21 protein-coding genes are annotated in these 24,152 nt (G+C 53.0%); 1 reads left to right on the forward strand and 20 read right to left on the reverse strand.

All coding sequences use genetic code 11. The features are described 5' to 3' along the window. Nucleotides 1-23 precede the first annotated feature (23 nt). The 17 genes from H7R58_RS14605 to H7R58_RS14685 all read right to left on the reverse strand — a co-directional run bounded on the left by H7R58_RS14605 (nucleotide 24) and on the right by H7R58_RS14685 (nucleotide 18,660). The gene (locus H7R58_RS14605; protein WP_182934413.1) at nucleotides 24-1,505 is read right to left on the reverse strand and encodes an MOP flippase family protein; all 1,482 of its coding nucleotides are present in this window, start codon (nucleotides 1,503-1,505) and stop codon (nucleotides 24-26) included. A 9-nt stretch (nucleotides 1,506-1,514) separates the two neighbouring features. Next, complete coding sequence (gene wcaJ / locus H7R58_RS14610; RefSeq protein WP_182934414.1) at nucleotides 1,515-2,909, reverse strand: undecaprenyl-phosphate glucose phosphotransferase; 1,395 nt, start codon at nucleotides 2,907-2,909, stop codon at nucleotides 1,515-1,517. A gap of 115 nt (nucleotides 2,910-3,024) precedes the next feature. Then, a complete protein-coding gene (gene cpsG / locus H7R58_RS14615; protein ID WP_182930346.1) occupies nucleotides 3,025-4,395 on the reverse strand; it encodes a colanic acid biosynthesis phosphomannomutase CpsG in 1,371 nt (456 codons plus the stop codon). A gap of 104 nt (nucleotides 4,396-4,499) precedes the next feature. After that, nucleotides 4,500-5,939, reverse strand: a complete 1,440-nt coding sequence (locus tag H7R58_RS14620; RefSeq protein WP_106929536.1) for a mannose-1-phosphate guanylyltransferase/mannose-6-phosphate isomerase — start codon at nucleotides 5,937-5,939, stop codon at nucleotides 4,500-4,502. Nucleotides 5,940-5,941: 2 nt separating this feature from the next. Next, a complete protein-coding gene (locus tag H7R58_RS14625; RefSeq protein WP_106929534.1) occupies nucleotides 5,942-7,165 on the reverse strand; it encodes a WcaI family glycosyltransferase in 1,224 nt (407 codons plus the stop codon). Next, nucleotides 7,162-7,641, reverse strand: a complete 480-nt coding sequence (locus tag H7R58_RS14630; protein WP_182930345.1) for a GDP-mannose mannosyl hydrolase — start codon at nucleotides 7,639-7,641, stop codon at nucleotides 7,162-7,164. The genes H7R58_RS14625 and H7R58_RS14630 overlap by 4 nt, the downstream gene beginning before the upstream one ends. Then, nucleotides 7,641-8,609, reverse strand: coding sequence for a GDP-L-fucose synthase (gene fcl / locus H7R58_RS14635; protein ID WP_106929530.1), 969 nt, complete (start codon nucleotides 8,607-8,609; stop codon nucleotides 7,641-7,643). The genes H7R58_RS14630 and fcl overlap by 1 nt, the downstream gene beginning before the upstream one ends. Nucleotides 8,610-8,611: 2 nt before the next feature. Next, the gene (gene gmd, locus H7R58_RS14640; protein ID WP_182930344.1) at nucleotides 8,612-9,733 is read right to left on the reverse strand and encodes a GDP-mannose 4,6-dehydratase; all 1,122 of its coding nucleotides are present in this window, start codon (nucleotides 9,731-9,733) and stop codon (nucleotides 8,612-8,614) included. A gap of 24 nt (nucleotides 9,734-9,757) precedes the next feature. Continuing rightward, nucleotides 9,758-10,312, reverse strand: coding sequence for a colanic acid biosynthesis acetyltransferase WcaF (gene wcaF / locus H7R58_RS14645; protein ID WP_106929527.1), 555 nt, complete (start codon nucleotides 10,310-10,312; stop codon nucleotides 9,758-9,760). 9 nt (nucleotides 10,313-10,321) lie between these two features. Continuing rightward, complete coding sequence (gene wcaE, locus H7R58_RS14650; protein ID WP_182930342.1) at nucleotides 10,322-11,068, reverse strand: colanic acid biosynthesis glycosyltransferase WcaE; 747 nt, start codon at nucleotides 11,066-11,068, stop codon at nucleotides 10,322-10,324. Nucleotides 11,069-11,076: 8 nt separating this feature from the next. Next, nucleotides 11,077-12,300: a colanic acid polymerase WcaD gene (wcaD, locus tag H7R58_RS14655; RefSeq protein WP_182930341.1), complete on the reverse strand. Its 1,224-nt coding sequence runs from the start codon at nucleotides 12,298-12,300 to the stop codon at nucleotides 11,077-11,079. After that, nucleotides 12,275-13,492: a colanic acid biosynthesis glycosyltransferase WcaC gene (gene wcaC, locus H7R58_RS14660; RefSeq protein WP_106929521.1), complete on the reverse strand. Its 1,218-nt coding sequence runs from the start codon at nucleotides 13,490-13,492 to the stop codon at nucleotides 12,275-12,277. The genes wcaD and wcaC overlap by 26 nt, the downstream gene beginning before the upstream one ends. After that, nucleotides 13,489-13,980, reverse strand: coding sequence for a colanic acid biosynthesis acetyltransferase WcaB (gene wcaB / locus H7R58_RS14665; RefSeq protein WP_106929519.1), 492 nt, complete (start codon nucleotides 13,978-13,980; stop codon nucleotides 13,489-13,491). Before wcaB ends, wcaC begins: the two co-directional genes overlap by 4 nt. Further along, complete coding sequence (gene wcaA / locus H7R58_RS14670) at nucleotides 13,980-14,822, reverse strand: colanic acid biosynthesis glycosyltransferase WcaA (protein ID WP_106929517.1); 843 nt, start codon at nucleotides 14,820-14,822, stop codon at nucleotides 13,980-13,982. Before wcaA ends, wcaB begins: the two co-directional genes overlap by 1 nt. A 90-nt stretch (nucleotides 14,823-14,912) precedes the next feature. Further along, nucleotides 14,913-17,075: a tyrosine-protein kinase Wzc gene (gene wzc, locus H7R58_RS14675; protein WP_182930339.1), complete on the reverse strand. Its 2,163-nt coding sequence runs from the start codon at nucleotides 17,073-17,075 to the stop codon at nucleotides 14,913-14,915. Nucleotides 17,076-17,077: 2 nt separating this feature from the next. After that, complete coding sequence (gene wzb / locus H7R58_RS14680; protein ID WP_106929513.1) at nucleotides 17,078-17,521, reverse strand: low molecular weight protein-tyrosine-phosphatase Wzb; 444 nt, start codon at nucleotides 17,519-17,521, stop codon at nucleotides 17,078-17,080. A gap of 5 nt (nucleotides 17,522-17,526) precedes the next feature. Then, the gene (locus H7R58_RS14685) at nucleotides 17,527-18,660 is read right to left on the reverse strand and encodes a polysaccharide export protein (protein WP_106929511.1); all 1,134 of its coding nucleotides are present in this window, start codon (nucleotides 18,658-18,660) and stop codon (nucleotides 17,527-17,529) included. Between the two features lie 641 nt (nucleotides 18,661-19,301). Between H7R58_RS14685 and H7R58_RS14690 the strand changes: the two genes are divergently transcribed. Further along, complete coding sequence (locus H7R58_RS14690; RefSeq protein ID WP_106929509.1) at nucleotides 19,302-20,882, forward strand: TerC family protein; 1,581 nt, start codon at nucleotides 19,302-19,304, stop codon at nucleotides 20,880-20,882. 57 nt (nucleotides 20,883-20,939) lie between these two features. On the opposite strand, the gene asmA is transcribed toward H7R58_RS14690, so the two are convergent. The 3 genes from asmA to udk all read right to left on the reverse strand — a co-directional run bounded on the left by asmA (nucleotide 20,940) and on the right by udk (nucleotide 24,117). After that, the gene (asmA, locus tag H7R58_RS14695; protein ID WP_182934415.1) at nucleotides 20,940-22,790 is read right to left on the reverse strand and encodes an outer membrane assembly protein AsmA; all 1,851 of its coding nucleotides are present in this window, start codon (nucleotides 22,788-22,790) and stop codon (nucleotides 20,940-20,942) included. A 26-nt stretch (nucleotides 22,791-22,816) separates the two neighbouring features. Then, a complete protein-coding gene (dcd, locus tag H7R58_RS14700) occupies nucleotides 22,817-23,398 on the reverse strand; it encodes a dCTP deaminase (protein WP_106929505.1) in 582 nt (193 codons plus the stop codon). A 77-nt stretch (nucleotides 23,399-23,475) separates the two neighbouring features. Continuing rightward, nucleotides 23,476-24,117 (reverse strand): uridine kinase, encoded by a 642-nt coding sequence (gene udk, locus H7R58_RS14705; protein WP_106929504.1) that lies wholly within the window; start codon nucleotides 24,115-24,117, stop codon nucleotides 23,476-23,478. Between the last annotated feature and the right edge of the window lie 35 nt (nucleotides 24,118-24,152).

Genomic DNA, 24,152 nt, shown 5'->3' on the forward strand with positions numbered 1-24,152 from the left:
TCATCAAAAGGGGTTCAAGCAAATCAATCAGGAACGCGTAATAACGTTTTCAGTTTTCCGCTCCGACAGAGCGGTCTTTTAAGTTCAAGCAACAGGCTGTCACGCGACAGCATGATGACCAGCACGAAGCTCGCCACGCCCGCCAGCACCTGTAAGGCCAGCAGCGCCGAAAGCGAAACGCTGCCCTCAAGCCCCCGGCCCACCGCATAGCTGGTTATCAGCGTTGGCAAAGAGAGGCGGAACGGTAGCCACAGGCTCAGCAGGTAATCCCGGTATCCCGGCCCCAGCACCGGTTTAATCATCACGAAGTAGCTGAGGATGGTGTTGATGATTTGTACCAGCAGGAAGCCGAGCGTCACCCCCATGGCGCCGCCGAGCTGGCCGCCGATAATCACCGCGGGAATAAACAGGAAGGTTTTGAAGATGTTGAACTTAAAGCTGATGTCTACCCGCGCTTTTGCCATCAACAGCGAACCAATAGGATTCCCCACCGAGCGCAGCAGCCCCACTATGCACAGCAACTGAAGGATGGGCACGATGTGCGCCCATTTCTCACCAAACACCAGCGGCACAAAGTTGTTGCTGACCACCATCAGCCCCAGCAGCGCCGGGAAGTTGATAATCCCCACCACCGACAGCAGCTTGTAGAAGTTCACCCGCAGCTTATCGGTATCGTCCTGAATCTTGGCAAATGCCGGGAACAGCACGCGGGTGATGATCGGATTGAGCTTCATCGGCGGCACCACCGCCACGTTGTACGCCAGGTTATAGCCCCCCGCGACGCTGGCGCCGAGAATACGCGCCAGGGTCAACGTCGAAAGGTTAGTGTTGACGTAGTTGATGATGCTGTCAGCCGTCAGCCACGCGCCAAAACGCAGGTTCGGCATCACCGAGGCCAGCGAAAAATGCAGGCCCGGGCGGTAGATTTTGCGGCCAAAATAGCCAAACAGCAGTGTACGTACGGCGCTGTTCACCAGGTAACCCAGGATCGCCGTCATCGCCAGCGGCCAGAAACAGGCGCTAACGACCGTAAAGGTAAAGCCAGACAGCACCGCCGCCGTCTCAATGGAGCCAATTTTGTTGAACTCCAGCTCTTTTTGCATCAACGCGCGGAACTGCTGCCCGTGGGGGATCACCACAAACGCCAGCGACAGCGCCTTAATCAACGGTGCCAGGTCCGGGTTATGCAGCAGGCGGGCGATGGTATCGCTTAACAGAAATACCGCCACAAACACAACAATCCCCAGCCCCACGTTCAGCCAGTAGAGCGTCGTCAACTCAAGCTGACTGATTTCCTTGCGCTGAATAATCGAGTTGGCAATGCCAAAATCCGACAGCGTGTCCGCCAGCGCGATAATCACCAGCGACACGGTCAGCAGGCCAAACTGGTGGCCATCGAACAAGCGTGCCAGCACGGTCATCTGCGCCAGCCCCAGGCCAATAATCACCACCGTCGCCATCGCCGACCACTTCGCGCCGTTGAGGGTTTTCTGTCTCAGGCTCATGTCACGTCCTCAATAGGCAGCTTTGTTGACAAAGCCTTTAAACACCGTCAGGAAAACAATCCTGATATCGAGCCACAGGCTCCACTCGCGGATGTATTCAAGGTCGAACTCCACCCGTTTTTCCATTTTTTCCAGGGTATCGGTTTCCCCGCGCCAGCCGTTGATCTGCGCCCAACCGGTAATGCCGGGCTTCACTTTGTGGCGCAGCATGTAGCCTTCAATCAGCTGACGGTACTGCTCGTTATGCGCCACCGCGTGTGGGCGTGGGCCAACGATGGACATACCGCCGGTGAGTACGTTGATAAACTGCGGCAGTTCATCCAGCGAAGTACGGCGCAGGAAGTTGCCTACGCGGGTCACGCGCGGGTCGTTTTGCGTCGCCTGCTTAACCACCTTGTCGTTCTCCATCACCCGCATGGAGCGAAACTTCCACACTTTGATGGGCTTACCGTCCATGCCGTAGCGAGTCTGGCGGAAGATAATCGGCCCCGGCGAGCTCAGCTTCACCGCCAGCGCAATGCAGGCCAGCGCGGGCGAAATCAGCAGCAGAATGCACAGCGCCAGGACAATATCCTCCAGCCGCTTGATGAGGCGGTTCACGCCGGACAGCGGCGTGTCGTACAGCGGTACCAGCGGAATACCGTTCACCACCTCAACCCGTGAATGCAGAATGTTGAAGGTGAAGACGTCGGGGATCAGCAGCACTGAGCAGGTGGTATCGGCCAGATCGCGCACCAGATGCTTAATCTGGCACTCTTCCTGCATCGCCATCGAGATATAAACGTTGTGGATTTTGCCGCTACGCGCGTCGTCGCGCAGCTGCGCCAGGTTGCCCATCCAGTCGGCATTCACGCCGCCCGGCTTCGCATCGTAATAGCTGCCAATCACCTCGTAGCCCAGCCACGGCTGATTGCGGAAGCTCTCCAGCAGCGCCTGCCCTTCCGGCAGATCGCCCGCCACCGCGACATAGCGGGTGTTATAGCCACGGTGGCGCAGCACCCCCGCGCCGTAGCGAATAAACACCCGGCTGGCCAGCATGCCGATGGTGCTCAGCAGGTACCACGCCAGCCACATGCCGAAGTTGGTATTAAAATCATCGTTAAAGGCCAGCAGCCCGGCGGCAAACACCAGACTCAGCGTCCAGTTTTGCAGCAGCAGCAGCAGTTCGGTCGTCATGCGCACGCCGCGCCACGAACGGTAGAAATCGGTAATGCCGCCAATCACCTGGAAAACGACCAGCGTCACCAGCGCCATCAGCAGATGCAGGTACAAAAACGGCAGCGCGACGGCTTTGCACACCAGCCACAGGCCACCCAGCATGATGGTGATGTCAGAAAAACGCTGCACCATGGAGATTAACGATGCATTCGTTTTAGCTCGTTCGCGCTTTTTTAGAGTCGTCATCGTTGGTCCTATTCGTCATTTTCCCCTCACCCTGCTCCTCTCCCCAAAAGGGAGAAGGAATAGTCGGCTTTCTCCTTCGCCCCTTTGGGGAGAGGGCCGGCGTGAGGGGCAATAATTACTGATTAAGCAGCGCCAGAATGTCCTGCGTTCGCGCCTGCATCAGCGGCGTATTCCCGCGGGACTCCACGTTCAGGCGCACCACCGGCTCGGTGTTGGAGGAGCGCAGGTTGAAGCGCCAGTCGGCAAACGCCAGGCTGATACCGTCGGTGCGGTCAATTTCCAGCGCGCTGCCGGCAAAATGCGCTTCGACGCGGGCGATGGCTTCCGACGGTGCCACCAGTTGGCTGTTGATTTCACCGCTGGCCGGAAACGCCGCCATGCGATCGCGTACCAGCTCGCCGAGGGTTTTGCCCTTCAGGCACAGCAGCTCGCTCACCAGCAGCCATGGGATCATGCCGCTGTCGCAGTAGGCAAAGTCGCGGAAGTAGTGATGGGCGCTCATCTCGCCGCCGTACACTGCGTCGTCCTGTCGCATGCGTTCTTTAATAAAGGCGTGGCCGGTCTTCGACATGACCGGCGTACCGCCCGCCGCCGTGACCACATCCACGGTGTTCCACGACAGTCGCGGGTCGTGAATAATCCGTGCGCCGGGGTGCTTCTCCAGAAACGCTTCCGCCAGCAGGCCAACAATGTAATAGCCCTCAATAAACTGCCCTTTTTCGTCAAACAGGAAGCAGCGGTCGAAATCACCGTCAAAAGCGATGCCCATATCGGCGCCGTACTTAATCACCGCCTCGCGGGTATCGGCGCGGCATTCCGGCAGCAGTGGATTAGGAATGCCGTGCGGGAAGGTGCCATCCGGCGCGTTGTGTACTTTTATCAGGCTTACCGGCACGTTGAGTGCAGCGAAGCGCGCCTCCAGCGCATCAATCACCGGGCCCGCCGCACCGTTGCCGGAATTCACCACCAGCTTGAGCGGGGTGAGATTCTTAACGTCGATATAGCCCAGCAGGTGATCAATGTAGGCATCCCGCAGATCGATTTTGCGATAGCTGCCACGCGCGGCAGGGTTCACTGGCGGAAAGTCGTTGGCCTCCGCCAGGCGCTGCACGTCGCGCAGGCCGGTATCTCCGCTGATCGGGCGCGCGCCCTCGCGCACCAGCTTCATCCCGTTGTAATCCATAGGGTTATGGCTGGCGGTGACTTCAATGCCGCCGTCAATGCCAAGGTGGAAGGTGGCAAAGTAAATCTCTTCGGTGCCGGACAGGCCAATATCCAGCACGTCGACGCCCGCATCACGCAGGCCGTTAGCCAGCGCCAGCTTCAGCGCTTCGCTGGTCAGGCGCACGTCACCGCCCAGCACGATCGTTTGCGGTTTCAGGTATTCACCGCAGGCGCGGCCAATACGCCAGGCGATGTCTTCATTCAGCTCTTCGCCAAGCTTGCCGCGAATGTCGTAGGCTTTAAAACAGGTTAATTTTTTCATGTTGTACCTTTTGTAGGTAATAGAGCACCTGTCCAACCGTATGAATGGACATAAACTTAATTAACTATTCTGGAGAAGATGAAAAACTATTTAATCAAATTTAATTACAGATAATCACTCGTGGAAAATCTTACAATATCATCTTCTTCAAGATATGTTCCTGAACGAACTTCAATCATTTCAAGGGGTACTTTACCCGGATTAAGAAGACAATGAGCCGTTCCCTGTGGGATATAAATAGATTGGTTCTCACATAATAAATGGGTACTACTATTAATAGTTACCTCTGCTGTACCCGCCACAATAATCCAATGCTCTGCACGATGATGATGCATCCGCATTTCAAAGCCACTTCCAGGTTTAACTGTGATTCGTTTAACCTGGTAGCGATTTCCATCATCTATCGAGTCATATTTGCCCCAAGGGCGGTAAACCTCACGGTGAATATGATGCTCATTTCTGCCTTCAGCTTTGATTCTTTCAACGATCTTTTTTACATCCTGAACTTCGCTTTTGTTGGCAATCAATACGGCATCTTTCGTTTGTACAACAATGAGATCTTTCACCCCTACGGTCGTTACCAAACCAGACTCAGCATATACATAGCTATTTTCGGTGTTATGGCTGATCACATCGCCGTGCTGGACATTGCCCTCAGAGTCATGATGGCTAATTGCCCAAAGGGACGACCATGAGCCGACATCGCTCCATCCCACGTTCATAGGCAACACCACAGCATCACTCGTTTTTTCCATAACGGCATAATCGATTGATTCATCAGGGCACATCTCAAAAGCCATTTTATCCACGCGGATAAAGTCATTATCAATTTCGGCGTTAGCCACGGCCTCCTGGCATGCCTGTAAAATATCCGGTCGATATTTTTCCAACTCCTCCAGATAACGCCTGGCCTGGAATAAAAACATACCGCTATTCCAATAGTAATTCCCACTTGATAGGTATCTTTCTGCCGTTTTCTGATCGGGTTTTTCAACAAAAGCCGCAACATCAAACGCTACAGAATCCACGTTTATTTCTGTACTATTAACATCGCCACGAAGAATATATCCATATCCTGTTTCTGGGGCATCGGGAACTATGCCAAAGGTAACTAATTTACCATTTTCAGCCAATGGAATTGCAGAGTTCACTGCGTCCTGAAATGCTTTTCGTTCCTCCACAACATGGTCTGCTGCAAGAACAAGCAGCAATGGGTTATGGTCAGGTTCGTTTTTACACGCTATCAATGCGGCTAAAGCAATAGCTGGAGCAGTATTACGAGCTGCTGGCTCAAGAATCACATTTCCGGTTAATTGGCCTACATTCTGTAATTGCTCCGCAGCAATAAAACGGTGTTTTTCATTACAAATAACAAACGGTGGTACGCAGTCTAATCCATGCAGTCGACCGATCGTCGATTGAAGCATAGACCCCTCGCCATTAATGCTTAAAAATTGCTTGGGATATAGCGTTCTGGATAATGGCCATAATCGACTCCCGGAACCACCAGCAATGATAATTGGATAAAGTTTATTCTGATTCATAATCATTCCTGCATATCCGAAATAAATTTATTAAGAATGCTTTCCTTATCGAAGGCATTCTCTGCATAGGCTTGAGCGACAGTATTATTTACAGGGTATTTCAATGCCAATTCGATACCGTGGATCAACGCGTCAACGGATTCTGGTTCTACGCACACCGCAATACCGGGATGTTTTTGACAAAGGAGTCCAAGTTCAGTGTCTGATTCTGCAGTAATCACAGAATTACCGCCAACAGCTAAAATATTAGTCAATTTCGAAGGCAACACAGCATCAGCAGCACCTCGCCGCTGAATAATCAAATGGCAATCCGCCATTTTAAGTAATGCGGGTAAAAATTCATAAGGTTGTAGCGGATAGAATTTAACATTTGTCAATTCACGATCAGCAACCATTTTTTCAATTTTATTTTTACCGCCTCCTTCACCAACAATAACAAATACCCACGGTGTATCCAGCTTACGCGCAGCAGCCTCAACGATAATTTCCATACCCTGTTTTTCGCCGATATTTCCAGAATAAAGAATTATCTTTTTATTTTTTGGAAGATTAAGCTGTTGCCTCATTGATTCAATATCGGTTGAACAAACCTGACGGAAGCGCGAAACCTCAGTCCAATTAGGAAAGAAAATGATTTTGTCTTGCGGCACACCTTTATCTTGTGCCTTTCTCATCATGGCATGAGAGATAGTTGAAATATAATCGACGCCAAGTAAACCAGTACGTTCAAACGCGCTGGCAAGACGTGCCATATTTCCTGTCTTTCTCTTTCCTGAAAATCGCAGTCCGATCATCGCGTCAACCTCATAATCCTGAATATGTAATAAGGTTTTCGCGCCCGTTAGCTTAGCCAGAAGACGCATCCCCGGAGTACAAAACAACGTTGGTATGACGCCGATAATCAAGTCAGGTTTCCAGCCTCGTTGTGCCAGTAATGGGAAGATGCTGCTTACTGCAAAACTGCTGAGATGTAACATCCGCTTCAGCATTGTTAGCTTTTTCGGGACATAAATCGGGCATCTCCAGACAATAGAATCGCCTTCCTCGCGACGATACTGCCATGAAGAATACGCCTGATGTACACGCCACTCTGGATAATAAGGCGGGGCTGTAATAACACGTACATCATGCCCTTTATTTACCATCCATTCGACCATCTCCCCGGTATACTTGCCGATCCCAGTAAGTTCCGGTGAATAATTGATGCCATACACAAGAATCTTCATAGTCCAAATACCTGATGCTGAAGATTTTTATCAAAATAGGCCCGCGTATTCTCATGAACGTTCTCATCGGTAAGCAACTCTGCGGCAGTCATCCACCGCCATGAATCATGCTGACCCGACGGAAAGTACCTCTGTCCGGTATTAATTTTAAGACGAAAGCCAAGCACAATATAATGAGTAGTAAACTCAGAAGAAGAAAAATTATCATTATAAAAATGCTGCCATACCCCAAAAAAATTTCCATCTAAAATAGAAAATCTTTGATTTAATTCCTCTTCGGCAAGACGAGTGAAGGCAAAACTTAGATCTTCATCTTTTAACACTCTACCGCCAGGAACAAACCAATACCCTTGAGCAGGTCTATTTTTTCTTCGGCCAACAAGAAATTCTCCTTGTTCATTTTCAAGAATAAAATCAATTGAAATAAGAGGGGTTTTTCTGACAACCTGTGAAAACTCTTCTGGATTAAGAAACATTACTCCCCCCTGAATTGATGCTGATTATCAAGGAACCATCGGTAGGTTAAGATGAGCCCCTGTTCAAGAGCAATCTCATGATGCCAACCCAATTTTCTAAGACGGCTAACATCAAGTAGTTTACGTGGCGTGCCATCAGGCTTAGAAGGATCAAATTTAATTTCACCTTGAAATCCTACTACTTTCGCAATGGTGTCCGCGAGTTCGCGGATCGTACAATCTTCGCCAGTGCCAACATTTACATGTGACAACATCGGATTTGTTTGTTCCTGCCAAACTTCATCATCAAGTTCCATAACGTGAATACTTGCTGCCGCCATATCGTCAACATGCAAAAATTCACGCATTGGTTTTCCACTTCCCCAAACCACCACGGTCTTATCGTTACGGTACACCGCGTCATGAAAACGACGTAATAGTGCAGGAATCACATGAGAATTATGTAAGTGGAAGTTATCATTTTGCCCATACAGATTTGTTGGCATCACCGAGCGATAATCTCGACCATATTGGCGATTGTATGATTCACATAATTTTATCCCGGCAATTTTAGCAATTGCATAAGGCTCATTTGTGGGTTCTAACGTTCCTTGTAGAAGTTCGCTCTCCTTGATCGGCTGCTCCGCAAATTTAGGATAAATACATGAAGAACCAAGAAAAAGAAGTTTCTGAACATTAAAACTATGCGCCGCATGGATAATATTATTTTCCATCATCATATTTTCATAGATGAAATCTGACGGATAAGTATTATTAGCCATAATCCCACCCACCTTTGCCGCTGCAAGGTATATTTCATCCAACTGTTCGCTCGCGAAAAACTCATTCACAGCGCGGGTGTCCAATAGATTAAGTTGCTCACGACTGCGTACAACAAGCTCTATATCTTCACGTTCAGAAAGTTGTCGATAAATAGCAGATCCCACCATGCCGCGATGACCAGCGATATAAACACGTTTCTTATTCATAATCAGCTCCCTACCGCAATCGCAACGTCATAACCATGTGACTTTAAGAGTGAGTATTTCTTCGCCGCCTCAAGATCCTTAGCCACCATTTCAGACACCATTTCCTGCACGGTCGTTTCCGGCTTCCAGCCCAGCTTCTCATGCGCTTTGGTTGGGTCGCCGAGCAGGGTTTCCACTTCCGCCGGACGGAAGTAGCGTGGATCGACCGCCACCATCACATCACCCGTCTTCACGCCCGGCGCATCATGGCCAGTCACGGAAACCACGATGCCTTTCTCTTCAACGCCCTTCCCTTCGAAGCGCAGTTTGATGCCCAGCTGAGCCGCCGCCATTTCGACAAACTGACGTACCGAATACTGCACGCCGGTGGCAATCACGAAATCTTCCGGATGGTCCTGCTGCAGCATCATCCACTGCATTTTGACGTAGTCTTTCGCGTGGCCCCAGTCACGCAGGGAATCCATGTTGCCGAGGTACAGGCACTTCTCCAGCCCCTGAGCAATGTTGGCAATCGCGCGGGTGATTTTGCGGGTGACGAAGGTTTCGCCGCGGCGCGAAGATTCATGGTTAAACAGAATGCCGTTACAGGCGTACATGCCGTAGGATTCACGGTAGTTGACGGTGATCCAGTAGGCATACAGTTTGGCCACCGCATACGGCGAGCGCGGATAAAACGGCGTGGTCTCTTTCTGCGGAATTTCCTGCACCAGGCCATACAGCTCAGAGGTTGATGCCTGATAGAAACGGGTTTTCTTCTCCAGCCCCAGGAAGCGAATCGCCTCCAGCAGGCGCAGCGTTCCCATGGCATCCACATCGGCAGTATATTCCGGAGACTCGAACGACACGGCGACGTGGCTCATCGCCCCAAGGTTATAGACTTCATCCGGCTGGACTTCTTGCAAAATACGCGTCAGGTTGGAGCTGTCGGTTAAATCGCCGTAGTGCAGATGGAACTTCGGATTGCTGCTGTGCGGATCCTGATAGATGTGATCGACACGTTCGGTATTAAAGGAGGAAGCACGGCGCTTGATCCCGTGAACTTCATAGCCTTTCTCCAGCAGCAGTTCCGCCAGATAAGAACCGTCTTGCCCCGTTACGCCGGTAATAAGTGCAACTTTTGACATGCTATTTTCCTCAATTTGTCCCGTTTAGGGATTCACTTTCTCTACGCGCTCACGCGTAACCACTGCGGGATTGCCACGGCAAATCGTATTTGCCGGTAGCGATTTAAATACACTGCTGCGGGCACCGACGATCGTGCCATGGCCAATCGTTATACCGGGTGCGACAAAAACATCCGTTGCCAGCCAGCATTTTTCACCGACCACAATTGGCGCAGCGTTAATATCAAAATGCGCGCTTTGATAATCATGACTGCCGGTGCATAAATAACATTTTTGCGATACGACCGAATTCGCCCCAAGGGTAATGTTCCCAAGGGTATATAACACCGCGTCATCCCCCACCCAGGCGTAATCACCAATGGTTAATTTCCACGGATAGGTAATTTTCACCGACGGGCGAATCACTACGTTTTTTCCTATTTTCGCGCCAAACAGGCGTAATAAAAATGCACGCCAGCGATACAGAATCTGTGGCGACCACGCAAATAATGTTGCCTGTACCGCCCACCAGATTTGAACTTTAATGCCCCCGGCACCGCGAAAACCTTTCGGTACTGAAAATCCTGATAATTCCTGCATCCTGACCCCTTATGCTTTGTGATATAAGGCTTTGGTTTTACCGGTCGTGCGCAGGCGTAATAAATATGATAATTCCGTCAACAGCGTCGGCATTCGCAATATATCGCGCTGTACCTTTTTGGCATCCTGGCACAGTTGCATATTATTCGTGGTGGAAACACCGCCCATGGAAAATTCGGACACCAGCCCTTTAATACGCTTAAAGGTATAGCCTGATTTATACATCCGGGCAGCCAGCGCATAGTCAGAAGAAACGCGGTACTGCACATCGTACGGATAATGTTGTAAGCCACGCAGCGGGAAGAAAATCGCCTGATGGCTCGCCGGTAGGCTGTGATAAATGTACCAGCCGCGCTTTGCGCTGCGCCGGATACGATGACCGTCGCCGAAGTCCAGCATCGCGTCGCCGAGGTACATCGCATCATCGTTTTTAGCGCGCAGCTGGCGGACAAACTGCGAAACGTCAGGATGGAAACTGTCGCCGGAGTTCAGGAACAGAACAAACTTGCCCTGCGCCATGCGGATGCCTTTATTCATCGCATCGTACAGCCCTTTATCCGGCTCGCTGACGTAGCGTAATCGGTACTGGCCATTGCGTTTCTCAAGAAATTCCGCCGTCCCGTCCTGTGAGCCGCCGTCGACGACAATCCACTCAAAGGTGAGGCTCGGATCGTTCGCCAGATGCGCCAGCGAACGCCAGGTTTTGACCACTCCGTCTACGTTACGAAACGCCACGGTTACCACGCTCAACAACATGTTTCACCTCATCGACTGTCGGCAATATTCAGCGCTTTACGCAGAATAAAAGGACAAACAATTAAAAATGCATATTCCGGGCTAAATATCGAACCGGTAAAAAACAACGATATCGGCGTAAAAAGATACAGCTGCACAGAAAAATTACGATTATTCCCAAATGCGTTAATGAACATTTTAAAGACGTAATATAGATAACCGGCAGTTAATACCACAGCAAACCAGGAAAAATAAATCATTAACAGATACAAACCATTGTCTATGGTTTTACCGACATCCGCACCGTTAAATATTCCGAATGATGCCACATATTCGTAAAGTGAACCAAAACGCACAACCCCATCAACGCTGGTTAATGAATAGCCGACCATCACCAGCGGACCTATAATACGATAATATGACGATGAGCCTTCCGTACCCAAATCGCCAATACGTTCCGCAATATACGGGAACGCAAATACCAGGCCGATAAAAAACGCCCCTAATGAGATAATCGCCAGCGGTAACTTTTTCTTAATCGCCTCTTTGTTCAGATACTGAAAAGCCCACTCAAGCAGGTAAAACAGAATAAATGTCATTACCCCTGAAAAGGACCCGGAAAGAATTATCCCTGCCAGAATCATAGCATCAGACTTTGGCGTTTTGATACCAAACTGTTTGATGCAGAGCCAAATTGAGATTAATGCCAGAGCGAAGAATGCGGGTTCAAAATATAGCGCAGTGGTTCGCTTTCCGCCGAATTTGATAAAATTCAGAACATAGCTATTGCTGTAAATAAGATATTTGGAAATTGTCGCAATCAGGCTGCTGCCGCCGGTTAAAATAATCTGCGCCATCTCCAGCGCCGCCAGCATCACCACCAGGGTAATCACCACGTAAAAGAAGCGCAGAATTTTGCGGTGGTTATGCGGTGAAATGGTTTTAAAGCGAATGCTCCAGACCATACCGATGATAATCACGATATAGACAAACAGCATCGTCGACGTGACGTACTTACCGGGATCCAGCGATTGGCCAAAGGCGTAGTTGAACAGCGTGAGCGCGACGCCGATACCAAGGGCAATCATCAGCTTTTTGAGATTGATGCGCTCAACAAACAGCAGCAGCAGCGCCGGCAGAAAGGTCACGATGGTAATCGGGAAACTTTCCCCGAGCTGCGCCAGCTTGACGTTGACCAGCAAGTAAATAAGCGGCAGCAGCAGATAGCTACAGACTCTGATAGAACGAGACATATTCCTCCAGCATCTGTTGTCCGCTATAGGCCTTGCGGCTGCGCGCGCTAAAGTTTTCCAGTGACGTGCCAAAGATGGATTCGGCGATCTCCGCTTTCGGCTGCTGCACCAGCGTCAGTACGTCGGTCTCATCCACCGTTCGGCCACCGGATTTCGCCAGCACCTCTTTTGCCGCCTCGCTGTGGGTGGCAATCACCGGCACGCCGATGGACAGTGCTTCGCACAGAATCAGCGGGTAGTTATCCACCCGCGAACTGAACAGCAGTGCGTCCAGTGGATTCAGTTCACTCATTAGCTGACGCTTATCGGTCAGAAAGCCGTGGTTCACCACGTTACTGCCGGAAAACGGCGAGAATTTGCCGAAGGTATGCACCTCGACCTTGTCGCCAAGGGCGATGATGTCACGCACCAGCTGCTGGTTCGTTTTACCGTCATAACGCAGATCGTGGGCCACCACGGCGATTTTAGGACGCGATGAATGGCGTTTTACCGGCGTCAGCTCGGCCAGAATGGCCTCAGTGGCAACATCGATACCGTTATTAATAATCTGGCAGCGCCCGATACCGTAGAGGCCGTTAAATGCATCGGCAACGTGCTGGCTGGGTGAAATAAAGCGGCAGCCGAGCGCCAGCATCTGGCGGAATAGCCGGCGTTTTTCCTCTACCTGCTGATGCGCACGGTCGACCTTCACCGGCGGATAGTTGCCGAGCGTCGGGCACTTCTGACAGCCGGTTTTCCAGCCATCACAACCATCGGTAAACGCGCAGCGCCCCGTAACGCTCCAGTGATCGTGCAACGTCCAGATAAGCGTGACATCGCGTTTATGCGCCCTCAACCGGGTGCAGAAGTTCACCACCTCCGCCAGATTCAGCCAGTAGCTGTGCATCACGTGAAAATGCAGCACCACCGGCCCTTCGATTTCGCTCACCTGGCGATACAGATTGTTCAGGTTGCCGAACAGATCGCGGTTAAACAAACGGAACAGCGCCAGGTTCGCCATCGACGTTAGTCGCCCGGTCTGCTTGACCACCTGCGGATAACAATCGTGGCTCACGCTCTTTTTGCCGCCCTTGCCGTAACCGTAGATAAATTTCGACGCCAGCCCCTGGCGCAGCGCGCGCTGATGCAAATCCAGCGCTACGCCCGCCGCACCGCCTTCGGCCAGGCGGACGTTAAATTGCATAATTTTCATTTGATGACCTTGACTCGCGCTTTTTCGCCGGTAACCAGCGCGTGGTCGGGAATGTCGTCCAGCACGACGCTCCCCGCGCCAATAGTGACGTGATTGCCAACGGTGATGCCACCAATGATGACCACGTTGGCCCCCAGCTCGACGCCGTTGCCGAGCGTCGGACAGGCCAGGCTTCCCGGACCTCGATTGCCGAGGGTGACGCCATGGCGGATGGTGAAATCGTCGCCGGCCACGACGTTTTTATTGATAACCACCGCGTAGCCATGGTGGATGGTGAAACGTCGGCCGATGGTCGCTGCCGCCTGAATTTCGTAACCAAACACACATTCGGTTATCAGCCGATACAGCACCAGCACCGGCGCGGCCCACAGGTTGTTGAGGATGTTTTTTTTGCGCCACACCGAGCAAAAGTGGGCGATGCGATAGGCGATAACCATGCCGCACGGGCGCAGGCTCCAGCCGTTTGCGCGTAAATCTTCCAGTAGCATTATTTACTCCGCAGTCCGTCAACCCAGCGCTTTCCGTTACGTACCGACAGCAGCGTCAAAAACGTTTTCCATGTCATGCGTTTATTACGAATCTGATACAGCGTAAACAGCTGATATTTCTTGCTGGCGCGGTCAAACCTGGCTTTGTGTTTGCGGTAGAAACGGAAGTAGCCCGAGAACTTCTTCGGCGAAGAGGTAATCTGCATTTCGCCGTGATTAATGTGCAAAATCTGCGTTGCCGCTTCAATTTTCCACGGCTCGCCGTAGGCCATGACCATGCGCAGAAAGATGTCATAGTCCTGCGCCGCCTTGAGTTCAGTATCAAAAAGGCTCTCTTTAAAACGCCAGGCCCAGCTAAACACCTGATTACCTACGATGTTGCGCTTATAGAACAGCTGACGGGAGAACGGCGACTTGGGGTACAGCGGCAGGCTGGCCGGCTGCGAGTAAACTTCGCCTTCGCAGACGTAGTCATTGGCATATAAAAACGCGTGATTCATCAGCTGATGCTTATGCTCAAGGAACAGCGACAGTCGGTTCGGCGTCCATTCATCATCGTCGTCGATGCCGGTAATAAACTGCCCTTTGGCCTGCAGAATTGCCTGATTGCGCACCGCGCAGGCGCCGCTGTTAATGGCGTTACGCGTATACTGCACGCGGCTATCGTTTAGCCCGTCAACGTATTGCTGGAGCTGCTCATACTGGCTGGAACAATCATCGACGATAATCATTTCCCAATGGGGGTAGTCCTGGCGGAGAACCGATTTGATGGCGCGAATCGCCAGCTGCTGTCGGTTCCAGGTCGGCATATAGATAGAGATCAACGGGTTGTCTATTGTCATGGTATATCCCTGAATAGGCAGTTGAGCGGTTATTCCCCTCACCCTGGCCCTCCCTCCACAGGGGTAAGGGTCGGGATGAGAGGGAAAAGACTATTTCGAATCCGACTGATACTCATACTCGTAGTAGCCGTAATCCTGATAACCGGTGGCACGGCGGAAGATCGAGTTAAGAATCACCCCTTTTACGACAATGCCGTTTTGCTCAAAGCGGCTCAGGCTGGTCTCCACCTCTTTCAGCGTGTTTACCGCGTAGCGCGTCACCATCAGCGTGGTGCCCGCATGGCGGCCCACGATAGCGGCATCGGTTACGGCAAGAATCGGTGGGGTATCAATCAGCACCAGATCGTAGTTCGCACTCGCCCATTTCAGCAGTTCGCTAAAACGCTCGGCCATCAGCAGTTCAGACGGATTCGGCGGGATCTGTCCACGCGGCACGAGGTCAAGATTTGTGACCGCGGTTTTCTTCACGCAGTGCTCAATCGCCGTTTTGCCCACCAGCACCTCTGAAAGGCCGTTATCATTAGCGGTGCCAAGCAGCTCGTGGGCGTACCCTTTACGCATATCGCAGTCGATCATCAGTACCCGTTTATGGGTCTGGCTAATGACCGCCGCCAGGTTGGCGCAGACGAAGGTTTTACCGATAGACGGGCTGACCCCGGTCATCATCAGCACGTTGTTAGACGCCTGCATCATGGCGAAATGCAGACTGGTACGCAGGCTGCGGATGGCCTCAATCGCCAGATCGGTCGGGTTGCCCACCGCCAGCAGTTGGCTTTGTTTGTAGCGCTTCACGCCGTTCACGCTTTTGACGCTATCGCGCGATTTCTGCCATTCCGACAGCGGGATGCTCGCATAGACGTTGATACCGCGCTCTTCCAGCGCCTGCGGGCTTTCAATCCCTCGGTTAAACAACGAGCGCAGCAGTACGCCGACAATCGACAGCATCAGGCCGAGAATAATACTGCCCAGAACGATCAGCGCTTTCTTCGGCTTCACAACCCCCGGCTGAGCGATCGCCGGATCGACGATGCGCACATCGCCGACGGTGCTGGCGCGGGTAATTTTCAACTCCTGCTGTTTATTCAGCAGCTGCATATAAACCTGTTGACCAGACTCGACGTCGCGGGTCAGGCGTACGATTTCCTGCTGGGTTTTCGGCATTGCCGTCACCCGTTTGCTCAGCTTCGCCTTTTCTTCTTCCAGCGCACGGCGCTTTTCCAGCAAAGTACGGTAGGCCGGGTGAATACGGGTATAAAGCTTGGAGATTTCCGCTTCGCGGAAGGTCAGTTCGTTCAGTTGGGCATCGATGTTAACCATCGAGTCCAGCACCGACTTCGCCTCCAGCGGCAGGTCAACGGAGTCTTTCTGCTGACGGTAGGCGTTGAGCTTGTTCTCCGCGACATCCAGCTGACTGCGCACCTGCGGCAGCTGGACTTCAAGGAACTCGAGACTTTTGGCCGCTTCTTCCGATTTACGTGCCACGTTTTGCGCGACATAGTTATGGGCGATGGTGTTGAGGATGTCGCGGATCCGATCCTTATCCTCCCCCACCATCGTCAGCGTCAACACGCCGGAATCTTTGCCATCTTCCGTCACGCTCAGGCTGTTTTGCAGCGTGTTAATCATCCCCAGCGTGGAGTACTTAGTGACGGTAAAACGCGCGCCCTCACGGGCGGTAATCCCGGCGACTACCAGCGATACACCATCTTTATTTAACGCTTCCCCCACTTTGCCCTCTGCGCTAAAGCCGTCATCATTGCTCAAGCGGTAGGCGGTGGGGCTCAGGACTTCCAGCGTAAACGTGCTGTCGGCCATCGCGACCGGACGATTGAAGGTCGTGACTTTCACCGTCTCATTCTGGCGTCCCATCAACCGCTCCCACCCGGCCCCGATGACAGGCAAGGTGTTCTTGCTGACCGCGATGTCCAGATCCAGATCGTCAACGGTTTTGCCCAGCACCAGGCGGGAGGTAATCATCTGGATTTCCGCCTCAGAGGCCGGGGGTTTGCTGGTCAGCGCGTTGCTGATATCCTGCACCAGCGCGCTGCCCTGATTTTGTTCAATACGCACCAGCGCATCGGCGCTGTAAATCGGCGTCGCGAACAGGGTGTAGATAATCGCCGCCACGGCAAACGCCGCGGTAACGCCAATAACCCACCACTTTCCCTCAACAACGGTGCCCACCAGGCGGCCAATATCAATTTCATCACCGCCCGAAGCCGGCGGACTTATCTGTTTTACTTTATCTGTCATGGTTATCCCTGCTGAGCTTTCAGTGCCTGCGCCCACTGGCTGGCAGACCTGTCGAGTAACTGGTACACCGCTTCAAACGCCTCCAGGCTTTTGCGATACGGATCGGGAATTTCGCGTTCGTTATCCCAATGCCCAAACAGCATCACTTTGCCGCGCATCTCGGGCGCCATTTCATGCAGGGTGGCAACGTGACGTTTCTCCATCGCCAGAATCAGATCGTAATCCCGACACATGCGCCCGGAGAGCTGCCGCGCACGGTGCCCCTCAAGTGAAACCGCATGTCCGGCCGCAACGCTGGCGGCACGCTCATCCGCCGCTTTGCCCACCAGCGCCCCCAGCCCCGCCGACTCGATGGTCATCGTCGGCAGATGACGGCGCAACAAGCGTTCCGCCGTCGGGGAACGGCAGATGTTCCCCACGCACACCACAAGAATTTTGTTAAACATGATGGTTACCAGGTATGAATGTCTTTCGCCGTGTCGGTCATGTAGCGAACGCCACTGATGGTCGGCAACAGTTGGTTGATCAGACGGTTCCAGCGGGCAACCGGTGCGGTCGTGACGTAAACCACGTCGTAAGGCTGCAGCACAAAGTTAGTCGCCATCACCAGCGAGGTCGCATCGGACATATCAAGCTGATAAATATTGGCCATTTTGCCGCCGTTACCCGCTTTGGTTGGACGAATCACGAAGATGCCGCTGGCGTCGGAGGTGGTCAGGTCGATCCCCTCGGCCTGGCCAAGCGCTTCGGTCAGCGTCATGCCGCTGAAGTCCATTTTGAGCGTGCTCTGTTTTTTCACTTCGCCCATCACGAAGACTTTCAGATCATCGTTGCGCGGGACGAACAGAATATCGCCCGGGTAAAGCAGCCGGTTCTGGCTCAGATCGCCGTTTTGCATCAGCGCCTGTACCGAGATGCGCTGCTCTTTGCCGTCATGCGTCAACACCACGTTGCGCCAGTCCGCCAGCTCGCTCAGTCCGCCCGCGGCGTTAAGCGCATCCAGTACGGTCAGCGGTACGTTGGTGATCGCCTGCTGTCCGGACTTGTTCACCTGCCCGGAGACATACACCTTTTGCGAGCGGAAGGCGGCAACGTTCACATCCACCTGAGGATCGGTAATGTAGGCGGCGAGACGTTGGGTGATGGTCTGACGAATTTCCGCTAGCGTGCGGCCTTTAACCTGCACCTTGCCAATGTAGGGATAGAAAATAGTGCCATCCGGCTGTACCCAGTTGCCGGTGTCGCTGGAACTACGATACTGCCCCGCCGGCGTCGTCAGCTCGGGGTGATCCCAGACGGTGACGTTCAGCACGTCGCCGGAGCCTACGCGGTACTGGTAATTGCTTAACTCCTGATCCAGCGACATGTTCGGCTGCGCGACGTTGGGACGCGGGCGTAATTGTTCAATCAGGCGCGGGGTCAGCGGATAAACATTCACCATCCGGCCAATGTCATAATCAGCATCCTGCTGCTTAATCACATCTTTTCCGTAGGTAGACATATTGCTGCCGGGAAGGATGGTGCAGCCACTCATCAAGGTTACCGACACCAATAATGGCATCAATTTTAGTTTGGATTTCATCATTGATTATTTATCACTTTGGCAGAAAATTATCCTGTGCGAATTAAATTAATCCGTACTCTTTGATTACCTTTAAATCCACGACGCCGATATTCCCCATGAAATATAATTGGCATATATCCTAAAAAGACAGGGATTCATCCGCAGGCTATTGACAGAATAATTCAGGCTTTGCGTCACGCCTTCAGGCACGCTACCGCCCTTGGCTTCCAGCTACCAATTCACATAAAATTCATATTGTTATAGAAAGCACGGTCATTGCGAAATGAACAGGAAATATTCCTGGATATATAATTACAGGAATTATCTCATCCGCATGACTATTTTATACCGTACGTAAATGGTTATTCCATTCAGCGTCGAAAGAATTGTTGCAGCTAAGTGAATAGCAGGCAAGGTTACCGCTGCTTAAAAAATATTTTTAAGAATAATATTAAGACCTAATAACGTTGAAGTTTTAGGATTTTCTTTATATTGACAATATAGGCTATTTATCTTTTTCGTTATTTATTTTAATTCAATTCAGCCGATTATTTTCGTCATATCCATAAGGTTTATCGTGATAAATCACCGGCAGACGTTGCATTTTGCCGCGGCTTTATCCATGATCAAATCGTCTTGTAACATAAGGTTTTAGCCAACGTATGGAATGGATTGCCGATCCCTCTATTTGGGCGGGACTCGTGACGCTGGTCGTCATTGAGCTGGTTCTCGGAATTGATAATCTGGTGTTTATCGCCATCCTGGCGGAAAAACTGCCGCCTGCCCAGCGCGACCGGGCGCGCGTCACCGGGCTGATGCTGGCGATGGTCATGCGCCTTCTGCTTCTGGCCTCTATTTCGTGGCTGGTCACCCTCACCAAGCCGCTGTTTAGCCTCCGCGACTTCACCTTCAGCGCTCGCGATCTGATTATGCTGGTCGGCGGCTTCTTCCTGCTGTTTAAGGCTACGGTGGAGCTCAACGAGCGTCTGGAAGGCAAAGACAGCGATAGTCCAACGCAGCGGCGCGGAGCACGTTTCTGGCCGGTCGTTTTGCAAATTGTGGTGCTGGATGCGGTCTTCTCGCTCGATTCGGTGATCACCGCCGTCGGGATGGTTGACCATCTGGCGGTCATGATGGCTGCGGTCATTATCGCCATCAGCCTGATGCTGCTGGCCAGCAAGGCGCTGACCCGCTTTGTGAACAGCCACCCCACTATCGTTATTTTGTGCCTGAGCTTCCTCCTGATGATCGGCTTTAGCCTGGTCGCGGAAGGCTTCGGCGTCATCATTCCGAAAGGCTACCTGTACGCTGCGATTGGTTTCTCGGTGATGATCGAGTTTCTCAACCAGTTGGCAATCTTCAACCGACGCCGCTTCCTGAGCGCCAATCAGTCGCTGCGTAGCCGCACCACCGATGCGGTGCTGCGTTTATTAAGCGGCAAAAAAGAGGATGCTGAACTGGATGCTGGCACCGCATCGCTGCTGGTCGATCAGGATGACCAGCAGGTCTTTGACCCGCAGGAACGACGGATGATTGAGCGCGTGCTCAATCTCAATCAGCGCACCGTCAGCAGTATTATGACCTCGCGCCATGATATTGAGCATATCGACCTTAGCGCCCCGGAAAGCGACATTCGCGCCCTGCTGGAAAAAAACCAGCATACGCGTCTGGTGGTCACCGGCGGCGAAGATGAAGAAGACCTGCTCGGCGTGGTGCACGTTATCGATCTGCTGCAGCAGTCGCTGCGCGGCGAACCGCTGGATCTGCGCGTATTAATCCGCCAGCCGCTGGTCTTCCCGGAAGCGCTGCCGCTGCTGTCGGCGCTGGAGCAGTTCCGCAACGCGCGGACCCACTTCGCCTTTGTGGTGGATGAGTTCGGTTCCGTTGAAGGGGTGGTCACCTTAAGCGACGTGACGGAAACCATTGCTGGCAATCTGCCTAACGAGGCGGAGGAGATTGACGCCCGCCACGATATTCAGAAAAATGCCGACGGCAGCTGGACGGCCAACGGCCACATGCCGCTGGAAGACCTGGTGCAGTATGTGCCGTTGCCGCTGGATGAAAAGCGCGAGTATCACACCATTGCCGGGCTGCTCATGGAGCATCTGCAGCGCATTCCTAAAGCCGGCGAAGAGGTACAGATTGGCCGGTGGACGCTGAAAACCTTACAGGTTGAGAGCCACAGGGTGCAAAAAGTCCAGATTATCCCGCAGCCGCAGGAAGAGTGGGATTACGAAGTGTAAAGTGCGTTTCCGGCGTCGCGCGGTTGAACGCTGCGACGCCGGGTTAACGGCAGCGGGTTAAGGCTGATTTAACAGCTGTTTGACGTCCTTACCGGACTGCGTATTTTTATTACGCTCCGCCCAATCATTTAAGCGGCGTTTCGCTTCGTTTTGCAGCTGGCGACGCAGAATTTGATCAACCTGCAGGCTGTAATTTAGCGCCTCCCACTTACCGTAAACGCGCAGTGGGATGGCCGTCGATTTCAGAATATCGATGAGTCGGCCCTGACCCTGCCAGCCGTCAACAACCTGAATACCGAACTGCATGTCACCTTCTTCTTTCACCAGGTTGAGCGTCCCTTTACCGGTTAACTGAATCAGCGACGATTTGCCCTGCAGGTTATTGAGCGTCAGCACGCCGTTATCGAGATCGATGTCGGTGCTCATTTCATCCAGACGCGTAGCGTTGTCATCGTTCTCCTGCGCGCGCACGTCGGTGCTGCGCTCAACGGCCTGCTGCACCAGCTGCTGGAAGTTCAGCCCCTCGGTGCGGGTATTTTTCATCTCAAGGTTCGCCTGCCCCTGCCAGTCGCGGCGGAAGTGGTTGGCATCAATCACCGAACCGGAGAAGTCCCCTGCCAGCGACATTTTACCGGTCATGTTAATGGCGTAATTAAAGGCCTTTAACAGGCTGCCGATTTCAATATTATCGAGCTTCGGCTGGAACGTCGCCTGCGGCGTACCGTCGCGGGCGTCCAGCGTGCCCGGCAGCGAAATCTGCCCGCCGGCCAGCGAACCTTCAAGCTGGGAAACACGCAGCAGACCGCGCTGGTTATCCGCCTGGATAGCCACATCGCTGAACGGCAGACCGCGCCAGATAACCTGTTTGGCCACCATGGACAGCGTACCGCTGAACCCGGTTAAACCGCTGTAAGGCGGTACATTGACGCCGTTGGCAATCACCGGACGCGGCAGCTTCGGCGCCGACTGCGCCTGCTGCGCGCCGCCGCCACCGCCGCTGAAGATATCGGCCCGCACCAGCAGATTATCGAGATTAAGCTTGTCAGACTGCAGTTTCAGCGACCAAACCGGCGCGTCGCCGAGCACCACGCTGCCCTCGCCTGCCAGCGAGCTGTCGTTGGCCGTCATATTCAGCGCGCTGAAGCTCAGCATCTTGCTGGCTTCCTGCCAGCTGGCATTAACGCTGCCGCTGCCGCTGATACCCTGCGACGGGAGATCGGCGCCCTGCAGCTGCCAGCTGATTTGCGACAGTTGGGCCTCAAGACTTTGCGGATAGTTGCCGGCCTGAACCTGAGCGGAGAAATTAAGGGATAAATCACGCTGGTCGCGATTAATGCGACCGGAGAAATCGACGCTCGCCTGGTGATGGGCATCTTGCTCCATTTGCAGGCGGATATCGCGCACGGTGATCTGCTCGTCATCCTCATGCTGGAACACCAGCACGCTATCAACAACCTGCAGCCCGGCAACATCAAACGACCAGCCGCGCTCGCCCGGCTCCTGCGGCAGCGTGGTGCCTTGCGGTGCCACCGGTGCGTTTTGGTCGCGAATAGCTTCGGTTTGCGGCGTTAGCTGCACCACCGCACCTTTCAACATCACCTGCTTCACCTGCAGCTGATGTGAAAGCAACGGCAGCAGCGCCACGTCAAGACGCATGTTATCAGCGCGCACCAGCGGCGCGCTGGCGCCGGGCGCGGTAAGGGCCATCCGGCCGGCCAGAATGCTCAGCCGCGGCCAGACGTGCCAGCGCAGGCCGCCCTCAAGCTGCAGCTGGTATCCGCTGCGCTCGGCCACCTGCTTCACCATATAGCTGCGGAAGTCGTTAGGATTGACCAGCAGCACCAGCGATGACAGGCCGGCAACCAGTACCACCAGCAGAATCATCAGCGTCGTTAATATTCTTCTCATGGCACCCTCACCCGCGTTGCGCTGGTTCAGTCTTTATCAATACGACTGGCAACCGCACCCTGCTGATCGCGATATTTAGCGTCTTCACGACGGTTATACGGGCGATCCGCCGGACCCGACAGCGGTTCGAAGCTCAGCGCGCCAATCAGCATTCCCGGACGCAGCGCCAGCGGCAGCTTGCCGGAGTTGTAGAATTCAAGCACGATGCAGCCCGACCAGCCGGGATCGATGCGGTGCGCGGTGACGTGCACCATCAGCCCCAGACGCGCCAGCGAGGAACGGCCGTCAAGCCAGCCCACCAGATCCGCCGGCAGCGTCACCGACTCCAGCGTGACCGCCAGCGCCAGTTCACCCGGATGCAGGTAGAAGGCATCGCCTTCGGCCAGCACAATCTCTTCGCTCATTACGCGATCCAGCGCCGCGCTAACTTCCGCCTTCGGCCCGCTTAAATCAATATAGGCGGCGGTATGGCCGCTGAAGGTGCGAAACTTGTTGCCTAACCGCACGTCAACGGTGGCACCATTGATACGCTCAATCGGCGGACGCGGGTTAATCGCCAGTCGGCCTTCATCCAGCCAGGCTTCTATATCTCGGTCACACAGACGCATATCACTCTCCTTTTGTACGACTGCCCTCTTCCATCACGGTTAAGGGCCCTTATTGCACGTTACACAATTCGTGTGAGTTATTCAAAAAACTGGCTAATTTTCGCTTTCAGAATGTCGATAGCAATACGGTTTTTGCCGCCGCGCGGAACGATGATATCGGCATACTGCTTCGACGGTTCGATAAACTGCAGGAACATCGGGCGTACCGTTTTCTGATATTGCGCCATCACCGAGTCCATCGAGCGACCACGCTCGTTAACATCGCGCTTGATGCGGCGCATCAGGCAGATATCCAGCGGCGTATCAACGAAAATGGAGAAGTTCATCTCTTCGCGCAGACGCGCGTCGGTCAGCAGCAGGATCCCCTCAAGGATGATCACTTTTTTCGGTTCGATGTGGATCGTTTCCTGCGTGCGGGTGTGGTCAACGTAGCTGTAAACCGGCAGTTCAATAGGGTTGCCGCGTTTCAACGTTTGCAGATGCTGAAACAGCAGGCTGTGGTCCATCGCGTTCGGGTGGTCGTAGTTGGTTTTAACCCGCTCTTCCATGGACAGATGACTTTGGTCTTTGTAATAGCTGTCTTCAGGAATGACACCAATGTGCTCATCGCCCACCTGCTCGCGCAGTTCGCGATACAGCGTACTAGCAATAAGACTTTTACCTGAAGCCGATGCGCCGGCAATGCCTACAATGACGCACTGATGAGACTTATCAGTCATAAATTTTGCGACCCGATTAACCTGGATGATAGGAA

The sequence above is a fragment of the Klebsiella sp. WP4-W18-ESBL-05 genome, assembly GCF_014169075.1.
GTDB lineage: Bacteria > Pseudomonadota > Gammaproteobacteria > Enterobacterales > Enterobacteriaceae > Kluyvera > Kluyvera ascorbata_B.